The 12,863-nt window shown below is 65.8% G+C and carries 11 protein-coding genes; 7 read left to right on the top strand and 4 right to left on the bottom strand.

What is annotated here, in order from left to right; translation table 11 throughout:
- Positions 1 to 161 precede the first annotated feature (161 nt).
- From phoB to lpxH, 7 genes are all read left to right on the top strand, one after another.
- Positions 162 to 851: a phosphate regulon transcriptional regulator PhoB gene (gene phoB, locus AMD14_RS05810; protein WP_003483753.1), complete on the top strand. Its 690-nt coding sequence runs from the start codon at positions 162 to 164 to the stop codon at positions 849 to 851.
- Between the two features lie 72 nt (positions 852 to 923).
- Positions 924 to 2,252, top strand: a complete 1,329-nt coding sequence (gene phoR, locus AMD14_RS05805) for a phosphate regulon sensor histidine kinase PhoR (protein WP_005915906.1) — start codon at positions 924 to 926, stop codon at positions 2,250 to 2,252.
- A 112-nt stretch (positions 2,253 to 2,364) separates the two neighbouring features.
- Positions 2,365 to 4,467: a polyphosphate kinase 1 gene (gene ppk1 / locus AMD14_RS05800; RefSeq protein ID WP_003483747.1), complete on the top strand. Its 2,103-nt coding sequence runs from the start codon at positions 2,365 to 2,367 to the stop codon at positions 4,465 to 4,467.
- A 177-nt stretch (positions 4,468 to 4,644) separates the two neighbouring features.
- A complete protein-coding gene (gene ppx / locus AMD14_RS05795; RefSeq protein WP_005915903.1) occupies positions 4,645 to 6,165 on the top strand; it encodes an exopolyphosphatase in 1,521 nt (506 codons plus the stop codon).
- A gap of 223 nt (positions 6,166 to 6,388) precedes the next feature.
- Complete coding sequence (locus AMD14_RS05790) at positions 6,389 to 7,525, top strand: glycosyltransferase family 4 protein (protein ID WP_011050668.1); 1,137 nt, start codon at positions 6,389 to 6,391, stop codon at positions 7,523 to 7,525.
- Positions 7,506 to 8,048: a phosphatase PAP2 family protein gene (locus AMD14_RS05785; protein WP_011050667.1), complete on the top strand. Its 543-nt coding sequence runs from the start codon at positions 7,506 to 7,508 to the stop codon at positions 8,046 to 8,048. Before AMD14_RS05790 ends, AMD14_RS05785 begins: the two co-directional genes overlap by 20 nt.
- 492 nt (positions 8,049 to 8,540) lie before the next feature.
- On the top strand, positions 8,541 to 9,284 hold the full coding sequence (lpxH, locus tag AMD14_RS05780) for a UDP-2,3-diacylglucosamine diphosphatase (RefSeq protein ID WP_003483738.1): 744 nt from the start codon (positions 8,541 to 8,543) through the stop codon (positions 9,282 to 9,284).
- Between the two features lie 185 nt (positions 9,285 to 9,469).
- On the opposite strand, the gene AMD14_RS05775 is transcribed toward lpxH, so the two are convergent.
- The 4 genes from AMD14_RS05775 to AMD14_RS05760 form a co-directional block, all read right to left on the bottom strand.
- Complete coding sequence (locus AMD14_RS05775) at positions 9,470 to 9,889, bottom strand: hypothetical protein (protein WP_011050666.1); 420 nt, start codon at positions 9,887 to 9,889, stop codon at positions 9,470 to 9,472.
- Between the two features lie 134 nt (positions 9,890 to 10,023).
- Entirely contained in the window at positions 10,024 to 11,277 is a 1,254-nt protein-coding gene (locus AMD14_RS05770) for a zinc-dependent metalloprotease (RefSeq protein ID WP_011050665.1), read from the bottom strand.
- 216 nt (positions 11,278 to 11,493) lie between these two features.
- Positions 11,494 to 11,724 carry a hypothetical protein gene (locus AMD14_RS05765; RefSeq protein WP_015462911.1) on the bottom strand — a complete coding sequence of 77 codons (231 nt, stop codon included), beginning with the start codon at positions 11,722 to 11,724 and terminating at the stop codon, positions 11,494 to 11,496.
- Between the two features lie 143 nt (positions 11,725 to 11,867).
- On the bottom strand, positions 11,868 to 12,713 hold the full coding sequence (locus AMD14_RS05760; protein WP_015462910.1) for a ferritin-like domain-containing protein: 846 nt from the start codon (positions 12,711 to 12,713) through the stop codon (positions 11,868 to 11,870).
- Between the last annotated feature and the right edge of the window lie 150 nt (positions 12,714 to 12,863).

The raw sequence follows: 12,863 nt of genomic DNA, 5'->3' as shown, positions 1-12,863 counted from the left end.
TTCACGGCAGTAGGGGGTCGGACGGCCGCCTGCCGGTAACGAAACCGCGCAGTCCGCTTCACGGGTCGTTGCCGCCGCGCAGGCGCCGCCGACGATGTCACATTATAGTCACAAAACCGTAGTCTACTGGCGATCAACCAAAGCCAGACGGTAAGCCCCGCGTGCAGAAACGCATTCTGATCGTCGATGACGAACCCGCGATCCGCGACATGGTGGCGTTCGCGCTGCGCAAAGGCGAGTTCGAGCCCATCCATGCCGGCGATGCCCGCGAGGCGCAAACCGCCATCGCCGACCGCGTGCCGGACCTGATCCTGCTGGACTGGATGTTGCCAGGCACCAGCGGGCTGGACCTGGCAAGGCGCTGGCGCAAGGAGCAGCTGACCCGCGAGATTCCGATCATCATGCTCACCGCGCGCGGCGAAGAAAACGACCGCGTCGGCGGCCTGGAAGCCGGCGTCGACGATTATGTGGTCAAGCCGTTCTCGGCGCGCGAGCTGCTGGCACGCATCCGCGCGGTGATGCGGCGCACCCGCGAAGACGACGAAGACGGTAGCGTGGCGGTAGGCAAGCTGCGCATCGACGGCGCCGCGCACCGGGTGTTCGCTGGCGATGCACCGGTGCCGATCGGCCCGACCGAATATCGGCTGCTGCACTTTTTCATGACACACCCCGAGCGCGTGTATACGCGTACCCAGCTACTGGACCATGTCTGGGGCGGCAGCGTGTATGTGGAAGAGCGCACCATCGACGTGCATATCCGCCGCCTGCGCAAGACGCTGGAACCGTTCGGGCTGGAAAACATGGTGCAGACCGTACGTGGCTCCGGCTATCGTTTTTCTTCGGCGACCTGACGTGCCGCAAAGCCACCCGGCCACAGTCCGGCCGGGTGGCTGCCTACCTGACGCTTCGTGGTAACGCCTTCCATGCCTCAACACATCCGTTCCGCCTGGCTCAAGACGCTCGGCACCCTCGCGCTGTTGTTGGGCGCTGCCGTCGTCGCCGGCGTGCTGATCGGGCATGTGTGGATGGCGCTGACGCTCACCGCCCTGGGCGTGCTGGCCTGGCATTACTGGCGGCTGCGCCAGGTGCTGCGGCGGCTGACCGCACGCCAGCGTGCCGAGCCGGCGGCCGGGATCGGCGCCTGGAACGAACTGGACCGGCTGCTGTATCGCAGCCAGGCCGAAATGCGCGCGCGCAAGCGGCGCCTGATCGAAATGTTGCGCACCTACCGCGCGGCGGCGCAGGCGCTACCGGATGCGGTGGTGGTCGTGGATCGCAACAGCCAGCGCGTGCAGTGGTTCAACAAGGCGGCCGGCGGTTTGCTCGGCCTGCACCATCCCGGCGACATGGGGGTGTCGATCGTGGAGCGGCTGCAGCCGTTGCCGCTGGCGCATTGGCTGGCGGCCGGGCGCAATGCAGAGCCGATGCTGGATGCCGCCTCGCCGGCAGACCCGGATCTGCGCCTGAATCTGCGCCTGATTCCCTACTCCGACGACTACTGGCTGCTGGTGGCGCGCGATGTCAGCAAGCTGCTGCGGCTGGAACAGGTGCGCCGCGATTTCGTGGCCAACGTCTCGCATGAACTGCGCACCCCGCTGACGGTGGTGCACGGTTATCTGGACATGCTCGACCCGGAAGATTTCCCCGATTCGGGCCCGATGCTGGCGGAAATGCGCAAGCAATCCCAACGCATGGCGCAGCTGGTCGAAGACCTGTTGACGCTCTCGCGGCTGGAATCGCAGGAAGAACTCGGCGAAGAACACGTGGCGATGGCGCCGATGCTGTCGACCTTGCGCCGCGAGGCCGAGGCGCACAGCCAGGGCCGCCATACCGTGGAGGTGATCGACGAGGCCGGCGTGGACCTGCTCGGCTCCAACAAGGAGCTGCACAGTGCGTTTTCCAATCTGGTGACCAATGCGGTGCGCTACACGCCCGGCGGCGGCACGGTGACGATCCGTTTCGTGCGCGAAGGCGATGGTGCGGCGCTGGCAGTGCGCGACACCGGCTATGGCATTCCCGCCTCGCACCTGCCGCGCATCACCGAACGCTTCTACCGCGTCTCCAGCAGCCGCTCGCGCGAGAGCGGCGGCACCGGGCTGGGGCTGTCGATCGTCAAGCACATCCTGGGGCTGCATCAGGCGCGCCTGGACATCGAAAGCGAAGTGGGGCGCGGCAGCGAATTCTCGTGTCATTTCGTACCGGCGCGCGTCGTGCAGCGCGAGCAATCGGTGCCACTGTCACGCTCGGCGTGATATGTAGTCAGTGCGCGCCGCAGCGCGCTGCGATGGACGCGTCTGCCACGCGCCGCATTGCCTGCGTTGCGCGCACCAGGCAATTACACAACCCGTCTTGACGATCGATTCCATGGGCCACGCCAAAGAACTGCACGACATCACACCCGGCGACGACGTCGCCACCGATCCGTTGCGTGATCCGGCGCTGTACATCAACCGCGAGCTGTCGCAGTTGGACTTCAATTTCCGGGTGCTGGCGCAGGCGCTCGACGAGCAGGTGCCATTGCTGGAACGGCTGCGCTTCCTGTGCATCTCGTGCACCAACCTGGACGAGTTCTTCGAGATCCGCGCGGCCACCGTGCGGCACGCACAGGAGTTCGGGCTGCCGCCGGCACCGGACGGACTGAGCCCGACCGCCATCCTCAACGCGGTGCACGATCGCGCCGCCAAGTTGGTCGAGCAGCAATACCACGCGTGGAACGAGGTGCTGCGGCCGGCGATGGAAGACGCAGGCGTTGCGGTGCTCAGCCGCTCGGCATGGACGGCGCGCCAGAAACGTTGGCTGCGTGCGTATTTCCGCAACGAGATCATGCCGGTGCTGTCGCCGCTGGGCCTGGACCCGGCGCACCCGTTCCCGAAGATCCTCAACAAGACCTTGAACATCGTGGTGGTGCTCGAAGGCCAGGACGCGTTCGGTCGCGCCGGGCATCTGGCCATCGTGCGCGCGCCGCGTTCGCTGCCCCGCATCATCCAGCTGCCGGCAAGCCTGTCGCCGGAGGGCACGCAGAGCTTCGTGTTCCTGTCGTCGGTGTTGTCCGAATTCGTCGACGAGCTGTTCCCGGGCATGCAGGTGATGGGCTCGTACCAGTTCCGCGTCACCCGTAATTCCGAGCTGGTGGTGGACGAGGAAGAAGTCGAAAACCTGGCGCTGGCCCTGCGCGACGAATTGGTCACGCGCGGCTACCGGCCGGCGGTGCGGCTGGAGATCGCGCACGATTGCCCGGCACCGATCCTGCGCACCTTGTTGCAGAATTTCGGCCTGAACGAGAACGCGGTGTATCGCATCACCGGGCCAGTCAATCTGAGCCGCGTCACGCAGGTCTATGACCTGGTGCAGCGCCCCGAACTCAAGTACCCATCGTTCAATCCGCGCACCTTGCGCGACAGCGAGGGCATCTTCGAGATCGTCAAAAAAGGCGATGTGTTGCTGCATCACCCCTTCGATGCGTTTACCGCGGTGCTGGATGTCATCCGCCAGGCCGCAGTCGACCCGAACGTGCTGGCGATCAAGCAGACGCTGTATCGCACCGGCAAGGATTCGTTGATTGTCGATGCGCTGATTCTGGCCGCGCGCAACGGCAAGGACGTCACCGTGGTGGTGGAATTGCGTGCGCGCTTCGACGAAGAAGCCAACCTGGGCCTGGCCGACAAACTGCAGGAAGCCGGCGTGCAGGTGGTCTACGGCGTGGTCGGCTTCAAGACCCACGCCAAGATGCTGCTGATCGTGCGGCGCGAGGGCCGCAAGCTCAAACGCTACGTACACCTGGGCACCGGCAATTACCACAGCGGCACCGCGCGCCTGTATACCGACATCAGCCTGATCACCGCCGATGCCGAGATCGGCAACGATGTGCACATGCTGTTCCAGCAGTTGTCCGGGCTTGCGCCGCGCATGAAGCTGGACCAGTTGCTGCAGTCGCCGTTTACGCTGCATGCGGGGGTGTTGAAGCGGATCGATCGGGAGACACGGTTGGCCCGCAAGGGTCGCCCGGGCCGCATCATCGCCAAGATGAACGCCCTCAACGAACCGCAGGTGGTGCGTGCGTTGTACACGGCGTCGCAGGCCGGGGTGCAGATCGATCTGATCGTGCGCGGGGCCTGCACGCTGCGTCCCGGGGTGCCAGGCGTGTCCGACAACATCCGCGTGCGTTCGATCGTGGGCCGCTTTCTGGAACATAGCCGCGTGTACTGGTTCGGCAACGACGGCGCTGCCGAGTTGTACTGCGCCAGTGCCGACTGGCTGGAACGCAATCTGCTGCGGCGGGTGGAGACCTGCTTCCCGATCCTGGAACCGGACCTGGCCAAGCGCGTCTACCGCGAAGTGCTGCAGAACTATCTGGACGACAACGTCAGCGCCTGGGAGCTGGATGCCGAGGGCGTGTACCACAAGCGCACTCCCGCACCGGGCGAGCCGGCGCATTCGGCGCAGATGACCTTGCTCGAGCGGATCTGAGCGCTCACTGCAGCGACCAAGGTGGCAAGCCGCTTGCGCAGGCATGCGGCATGCCCATCACGGCGACCGGCCGCCCGCCCCCAGCGCTTCCAATACCGAGCGCGTGCGCCTGCAGCTGGGCGCACGCATGGCCTCTCACGTGGCCAACAGCCCATCGGCTACCATGCGGCCATGCCAATGCCCTCCCCCACGATTCCGCCCCTGCGCGATGGCGATTTTCTCGCCGCCATCGACCTAGGCTCCAACAGTTTCCACATGGTCATTGCGCGCTACCTGATGGGTCAGCTGCGTGTCGTCGATCGCCTGCGCGAGACCGTGCGCATGGCCGATGGCCTGGATGGCAAAGGTGGGCTCTCCAACGAAGCGCGTCAGCGCGCACTGGAATGCCTGGCGCGGTTTGGCCAGCGCATTCGCGACGTGCCTTCGCTACGCGTGCGCGCGCTAGCGACCAACACGGTGCGTCAGCTGCGTTCGCCGCAAGCGTTTTTGATGCCGGCCGAAACCGCGCTGGGTCATGCGATCGAAGTGGTCAGCGGGCGCGAGGAAGCACGCCTGATCTATCTGGGCGTGGCGCATGCGCAACCGCCCAAGCCCGACCAACGCCGGCTGGTGATCGACATCGGCGGCGGCTCGACCGAGTTCATCATCGGCCGCGGGTTTCAGACGCTGGAACGCGAGAGTCTGCAGGCCGGATGCATTGCCAGCACGCGGCGGTTTTTCCCGGGCGGCAAATTGTCGAAGAAGAAATGGAAGGACGCGCTGACCGAGATCGGCGCCGAGTTCCAGCAGTTCGCCGGCCAGTACAAGGCGCTGGGCTGGCATGAGGCGATCGGCTCGTCCGGCACGCACAAGGCCATCGGCGAGATGTGCGCTGCAATGAAGCTGACCAAGGGGGCGATCACGGCGCAGGCGCTGCCGGCGCTGCGCGAGGAGTTGCTCAAGGCCAAGCGCATCGAAGACATCCAGCTGCCCGGTCTGGCCGCCGAACGGCGGCCCATCATCGCCGGTGGCATCTTGGTGCTGGAAGCTGCGTTCCAGGCGCTGGGGCTGGAGAAACTGATGGTCAGCAAGGCGGCGATGCGCGAAGGCATCCTGTACGACATGCTTGGCCGCGGCGGCGAAAACGACCCGCGCGACAGTTCGGTGACCTCGCTGATGCAACGCTACGGCATCGACGAAGTACAGGCGCAGCGCGTGGAAGCCACCGCCTGCCGCCTGTTCGACCAGGTCTGCGAATCCTGGCAACTGGATGGCGACGACGCGCAGGTACTGCGCCGTGCCGCGCGACTGCACGAGCTGGGGCTGATCATTGCGCACAGCCAGTACCACGTGCACGGCAGCTACATCCTGGAACACTCGGATATCGCGGGTTTTTCGCGGCAGGAACAGCAGGTGCTGGCCTCGCTGGTGCGCACGCACCGGCGCAATGTGCCCAAGACCGCCTTCGATGCGCTGCCCGACCGCCTGCTGCTGCCGACCCGACGCAAGGCCGCACTGCTGCGACTGGCGGTGTTGCTGCACCGCGCGCATGAGTCCGACCCGATCCCGACCCTGGAACTCACCGCCGACGACACCCGGTTGTCGTTGATCCTGTCGCAAAGCTGGATCGACTCGCGCCCGCTGCTGCGCGCCGACCTGATCGGCGAAGTCGACAGCATGGCCGGGCTGGGAATTGCGTTCAAACCGTTTGTGACCTGAGGCCTGCGGCCTCAGGCGGGAATCGGGAATCGGGAATCGGGAATAGTCCGCCACGGGGCTCTTAGAAGTTTCTGAGTGGTGTCGATGGCGCCGAACCGGTGCAACACGCTGCCTTTGCGATTCCCGATTCTCCATTCCCGTCACAGCTGTCACCGCCACGTCTTCTCGGCGCAACATCAATGCCATCGCGCTCCCGGAAGCTAGTCAAAACGGGAGAACGGGCATGCGCTACGCGATCGTTACCGAAACCTATCCCCCCGAGGTCAACGGTGTTGCGTTGACCGTGCACGGTCTGGAAACCGGTCTGCGCGCGCGTGGACACCAGGTGGATGTGGTGCGGCCACGCCAGAGCGCCGATACCGCGCCGACCGATGCGCTGCTGGTGCGTGGCGCATCGCTGCCGCGCTACCCGGGATTGAAATTTGGCCTCCCGGCCACGCAACGCCTCCTCCGTCATTGGCGCAGTACGCAACCGGACGCGATCTATGTGGCCACGGAAGGCCCCCTGGGCTGGTCGGCAATGCGCGCAGCCCGCCGGCTTGGCATTCCGGTCGCCACCGGCTTCCACACCCGCTTCGACGAATACCTGCCCGATTACGGCGCTGCCTGGCTGCAGGGCACCGCGTTGCGCTGGATGCGGCGCTTCCACAACCAGGCCGACGCCACCCTGGTGCCCACGCGCGAGCTGCAGCAGTTCCTGCGCAATGATGGCTTCGAACGCGTGCAATTGCTGGCGCGCGCAGTGGACAGCCAGCAATTCGATCCGAACCGTCGCGATTTCGCATTGCGCGCCGATTGGGGCATCGAAGGCGAAGGCTTTGCCGCCATCTATGTGGGGCGCATCGCCAGCGAAAAGAATCTGCCGCTGGCCGTGCGCGCCTTTCGCAAACTGCAGCAGATCCGCCCCAAGGCACGCTTCGTATGGGTGGGCGATGGCCCGGCGCGCGAGAAGCTTGCGCACGACAATCCGGACTTCATTTTCTGCGGCGTCCAGCGTGGCGATGCCTTGGCGCGTCACTTCGCCAGCGGTGACCTGTTCCTGTTCCCCAGCCGCAGCGAAACCTTCGGCAATGTGACGCTGGAAGCGATGGCCAGCGGCGTGGCGACGGTCGCCTTCGATTACGGGGCGGCGCGCGAATATCTGCGCAACGGCCATACCGGCGCGGCGGTGGACAACGATGAGGCCTTCATCCAGGCCGCCGTCGCGCTCACCGAAGACGACGCGTTGCGCCGGCGCATGGGCACGGCGGCGGCGCAGGCGATGAAGAAATTGCATCCAGACAATGTGGTCTCCGACTTCGAGGCCTTGTTGCTGGGAATCAGCGCTGCACGGGGGCGTTATGTCGTCAACGCGGCTTGAGGTCTTGCGCGGCCACGAAGCGCGCTGGTGCCGACGCGCCAATCTCTGGTGCCGACGCAACCCGGTACGGCGCGTCTTCGCCACCATCAGCCGGCTGGGCGACGGCGTGTTCTGGTACGCCCTGATGGGGTTGTTGGTGGTGCTCGACGGCATGGACGGCGTGCGCGCATCGGCGCATATGGCCGCCACCGGCGTGCTTGCATTGACGTTGTACAAGGCGCTCAAACGCTGGACCCGCCGCCCGCGCCCGTATGCGGCGGACGTGCGTATTCGCGCATGGGTGGCGCCGCTGGACGAGTTCAGTTTCCCCTCCGGCCATACCTTGCACGCGGTGTCCTTCAGCATCGTGGCGCTGGCCTACTACCCCTGGCTGGCCCCCTTGCTGGTGCCGTTTTCGGCAGGCGTGGCGCTCTCGCGGGTGGTGCTGGGGCTGCATTATCCCAGCGACGTGCTGGCCGCCACGCTGATCGGCGTGCTGCTGGCCAGCCTGTCGTTGTGGGGGTTGCCGGTGGTGTTGGGGTAAGCGCTAGCCAATGGCGGGACGCGGCTTACGGACCGGCAGGCGGACAGACGGACGGACGAGCAACCGGGACGGAACCAAGCAGGCAGCAGCGCGGCTTCGCCTGACCCTTCTCCCAGCGGGACATTGTCCTCCGTCATGGGGGGAAGGTGCCCGCAGGGTCGGATGAGGGTACGACCAAGCCTCATGCACTTATCGTCGACTGTTTTTGCACGATCAACTGTTGCTGATAAAGAAACACACAGCGTGCCGCCTCAGCGTGTGGCTTCGCCGCGTACCCTCACCGCGTACCCTCACCCCTCCCCCTCTCCCGCAGGGAGAGGGGCGCGCTACGTTTTCGCTCTTGCATGAAAGCGGCTGCGCGTAACGCTCTGGCGCCGAGCAATGTTCACGAACGCCACGCCTGCATGATCTTTGAATCCTGACCCGAATCTCGCAACCCGAATTCCTGTCCCCGCCCCTGACCGCCCCGCGCTGCCGCCGTACAATGGCGCAATGACGACCCTGTTCATTTCCGACCTGCATCTGGATCCGGCCCGGCCGGCGATCACCGAGTTGTTCCTGGAATTCCTGCGCACGCAGGTCCCCGGTAGCGACGCGCTCTACATCCTGGGCGATCTGTTCGAAGCCTGGATCGGCGACGACACCCCATCCACCGCCGCCGATGCCGTGGCGGTGGCCCTGCATGCAGTGGCGGATTCCGGCGTGCCGGTGTTCTTCATGGCCGGCAACCGCGACTTCCTGGTGGGCGAAACCTACGCGCAGCGGGCGGGCTTCCGGATCCTGCCCGACCCCACCGTGATCGATCTGTACGGGCACACCACGCTGCTGATGCACGGCGATTTGCTGTGCACCGACGACACGGCCTACCAGGCCTTCCGCGCGCAGACGCGCGACCCGGTGTTCCAGGCGCAATTCCTGGCCCAGCCGCTGGCCGCACGCGTCGCGTTCGCGCAGCAGGCGCGCGCGGCAAGCCAGGCGCGGCATGCAGAACTCAAGCAGGGCGACCAGTCGCGCTTCGAAACCGTCACCGACGTCTCGCCGGCCGAGGTGGAAGCCACCTTCGTGCGTTACGGCCTGGATCGGCTGATCCACGGCCACACCCATCGCCCTGCCATCCATACCTTGCAGGCCGGTGGTCACACCTGCACGCGCATCGTGCTGGGCGACTGGTACGAGCAAGGCTCGGTCTTGCGCGTGGATGCCGATGGCGCGTCGCTGGAGCAGTTGGCGCTGTAACGCGGCCGATCCCGTGCCTGCCATGGCAAGGCGCAGCGACGCAGTGCTGCACGCAAGGCGCACAGCAAGACCGAAAGCGCGCCTGAGGCCACAGACGCGCGGCTATGCAGCGATGGATCAACAGCGCTTGCCGATAGAGACGCGCAGCATCGTCAGGCGTGCCAATCAATCATGGTCGCGCCGCATTACTGCAGGCTTCGCGCACGCTCGGCGTAGTCGACAAAATCGGCATTCACCACGTCGTACCACAGCAGCGTGCCATCGGCCTGCACGCGGAAACGGTCGCGTACCGGGCTGGTCTGCGGGTCGCCAGGGCAGCCGTCGCCATGGCGTTCGCGCACCGCAAAATCGAACGTGTCCGGCGCAGGCGCATCGCCGTCCTCGGCCATGATGCTGATGCAATGATCCGGGTACGCGTTGTCGCCCTGCAAGCGGGCTTCGAGCGCCTGCAGCGCGCGGGCTTGCGCGTCGCCGCCGGGGGGCGGCGCCGGTGCGCTCACGGCAGGTTTGGGTTGCGTGGCGACAGGGTCGGCCGGTTGCTGCTTGCATCCGGCAACCGTCAGCGCGGCCAGGAACACAAGCGCATGACGCAGGGACGTGGACATGAGGGCTCCGCTCGACAGGACAGGGCCGGCAGTCACCGGCGATGCGCCTAGTCTGCGCGATCCATGCGCGCAGGTGTAGCTAAAAAGCCCGGCACTTGCGGTGCCGGGCCGGGCTTGGATCGGTCAGCAACCACTCAACGGAAGGCGGCGATCGTGGCCTTGGTGTTGACCAGCACGCGTTGGTTGTCGGCGGTGCTGGCATTGCCCATGGGCACGCCGTTGTAGCTGATGTTCGGGTTGGACCAGTAGTTCAGGCGCGGGCAGCCGCTGGTGCAGTCGTAGGCCATGATGGTGCGCCAGCTGTTGCCGTAGCGGTAGCCGTGGCCATACGCGTACGGCGAGGTGCTCGGGTCGTTGGTGGCGTCGTGGCGTGCGCTTTGCAGATGCCCGATTTCATGGGCGAAGCTGTAGTAGCCGGTGGCGCAATCCCAGTACACCGACGCAAATGCGCTCGCGGCGTTCGAGCCGATACCCGACGCCAGGCCGCAGTAGCTGCTGTTGTCCAGCACGATGACTCCCACATCGGCCGTGTAGGTGTTGCGGCTGGTGTGGATGCTGTCCATGTAGCCGTCGTTGGTCACGCGGAAACGCTGCAGGTCGGTCGTGAAGTTGCCGGTCTCGGTGTAGCTGGTGGTCTCGTAGCGCGCCAGCTGCAAGGTAATGCCGACATTGCTGTTGATGTAGCCCTGATTGGCTTCGGCCACCGCCAGTTGCACCAGCGATTGCATGTTGCCGCCGTAAGCGGTCACGGCCTTGTTGGTGGCCACCACCAGCACGCGAATGGTGGCCGGGCTACCTGATGAGGCGGCGGCAGCCGTCACGCGACCATCGCCGGGCATGTCGAACTTCGGCAGCAGGCTGTAGTCGGCCGGATGCTCCTGCGGCATGCGTCGCTCATCCACCTGCACCAGCACGTGGCGGCCATCGGCCAGCGGACGCAGGCGGTAGAGCTTGCCGGCGTAGCGAATCGTGCCGGTCACGGTGTCGCCGCTGCGCACCAAGATGGCCGAGTTCAGCGGGTCCACGCCCGAGAGCGTGCGTGCGCGGGTGCCGGCACGCGGACCGAGATTGCCGTACCACACGCTGTCGCCATCCTCCAGGGCATCGACCTTGGCCTGGGTGGCGGTGATGGCTTGGCCATCCAGCTGCAGCTCCAGCAATTTTTCCGAGGCGGTCACCGCGGCGGCGTCGAGCTGAACCACCTGCGCGTTGGCCGTGGACGGGGCGCTCAACAGGCGTTGCAGCGAAGGTTCGGCTGCAGCGGTCGCGGTGGCACTGCGGCTCAGCGCAGGGCCGGTTTGATACAACGGCTTGCCGGCAGCGGCGGCCGAGCCGGCCAGGCACATGGCGATCAGACCCACCGTGGTGCACATCGACTTCGACTTCATCGTCTTTCTCTCCTAAGACATGAAAGTTACGGATGTGAAACACCGGCCCCCTGTCCCCGGGACGCCATTAGGGCGCGTTTGACTGTACCGAATGCAAGTTGTTGCAACGGAAAATTATGTTTCTGTGATGTTTACCAATCCCTGGATGCGATTCCAGCAACTCTCGAACGGGAACCAGCGCACAGTCCTCCGGAGAGCGCGTTCGGAAGCAGCGTGTCACACCAGCACAGGCCACCTTCCCGGACAACGCGGCGATCCCGCGTCGTCATACAGATCGATGCGCATGGACGTGACTGCGTCCGCCACGCGATTGGCTGCGTCGATCCTCGCCTGTGTTGCAGGACACCGTGCCGCGTCCGCGTCCGCGTCGGCGTCGGTGCCGGTGCAGATGGCGAGCGCCGCCGCGTCGTCATGCACGGCGCAGCGTGCATCGATGCCCGCTCCCATCGGCCATGGGCGTTGAGGTGCGCCCCGATCTGTGGAACGTGACGCGGCGTGGGTGGCGTCATTGAAATCTGCGCACGCATGCGTCAGGTAGATCCACGACACAGGCCACGAACGCAAGTTCGCAGCTCGCATGCGGGCCACGCTCAGCCAGCCTGCTCCACCAGGTCGGCTAGCTCGTCCTCGTCGAAACCGGCAAGCAGGCGCGCCTGCAGATTGAACGGCCCATGCAGATAGCCGCCGGCGTATTCGCGCAACAGAGCCTTGAACCGTGCGCGCGGCTCGACATCGGCCTGCTCGCAATACCAGCGGTACCAACGCGAGCCGGCGGCCACGTGCGCCACTTCTTCGCGCAGGATGGTTTCGAGTACCTCGGCAGTGGCAGCGTCGCCAAGCGAACGAAGTTTGACGATCATTCCCGGCGTTACGTCCAGGCCGCGCGCTTCGAGCACGCGCGGCACCAGGGCCATGCGCGCCAGGCCGTCGTGTGCAGTCTTCTCGCACATTTCCCACAACCCGTTATGCGCGGCGAAATCGCCGTAGTCGTGGTCGTGCGCCTGCAGTCGTGCGCGCAGCAGCATGAAGTGGCGCGATTCATCGTCGGCCACCGCGACCCAATCGGCATAGAACGCCGCAGGAAGCCCGCGGAAGCGATACACCGCATCCCAGGCCAGATCGATGGCGTTGAGCTCGATGTGCGCAATGGCGTGAATAAACGCAGCGCGCCCTTCCGGCGTGCCCAGTCCACGGCGCGGCAAGTCGCGCGGATGCACCAGCAGTGGCGTCGCCGGACGCCCCGGCATGCGGATCGGCGCAGGCGCAGGCGCCGACGGATCGAGCGTCAGGACGCCTTCGCGAAAGGCGGCTGCGTAGTGCTGGGTCAGCGCGACTTTCTGTCGCGGGTCGGCCTGGTCCAGGCACAGGCGCGCAGCGTCGAACAGATCCGCGCTTGCGAACAGATCGCTGCTCATGCCGTTGGCCGTACGGAGCAATGGCGCGCTGCAGAAACGGATTGCGCTTGCACGCGTTCGGTCGCAGGTACCTGCCCGTTGCGCAGGCGCGCGTCATCGAGCGTGTCGATGACTGCAGTGTTTTGTTCGCCACTGGCTGCCGACGCCATCCGCATGCCAACCAGGGCGGCC

The organism is Xanthomonas citri pv. citri (assembly GCF_000961215.1).
Classification (GTDB): Bacteria; Pseudomonadota; Gammaproteobacteria; order Xanthomonadales; family Xanthomonadaceae; genus Xanthomonas; species Xanthomonas cissicola.
This window is presented reverse-complemented; position numbering and strand designations above follow the sequence as displayed.

What these genes read in the sequence shown, in the direction of transcription:
- AMD14_RS05775 (WP_011050666.1), bottom strand. Translation starts at nt 9,889, where the DNA reads ATGTCCACGTCCCTGCGTCATGCGCTTGTGTTCCTGGCCGCGCTGACG.
- AMD14_RS05770 (WP_011050665.1), bottom strand. Translation starts at nt 11,277, where the DNA reads ATGAAGTCGAAGTCGATGTGCACCACGGTGGGTCTGATCGCCATGTGC.
- AMD14_RS05790 (WP_011050668.1), top strand. Translation starts at nt 6,389, where the DNA reads ATGCGCTACGCGATCGTTACCGAAACCTATCCCCCCGAGGTCAACGGT.
- AMD14_RS05785 (WP_011050667.1), top strand. Translation starts at nt 7,506, where the DNA reads ATGTCGTCAACGCGGCTTGAGGTCTTGCGCGGCCACGAAGCGCGCTGG.
- AMD14_RS05765 (WP_015462911.1), bottom strand. Translation starts at nt 11,724, where the DNA reads ATGGGAGCGGGCATCGATGCACGCTGCGCCGTGCATGACGACGCGGCG.
- lpxH (WP_003483738.1), top strand. Translation starts at nt 8,541, where the DNA reads ATGACGACCCTGTTCATTTCCGACCTGCATCTGGATCCGGCCCGGCCG.
- phoR (WP_005915906.1), top strand. Translation starts at nt 924, where the DNA reads ATGCCTCAACACATCCGTTCCGCCTGGCTCAAGACGCTCGGCACCCTC.
- ppx (WP_005915903.1), top strand. Translation starts at nt 4,645, where the DNA reads ATGCCCTCCCCCACGATTCCGCCCCTGCGCGATGGCGATTTTCTCGCC.
- ppk1 (WP_003483747.1), top strand. Translation starts at nt 2,365, where the DNA reads ATGGGCCACGCCAAAGAACTGCACGACATCACACCCGGCGACGACGTC.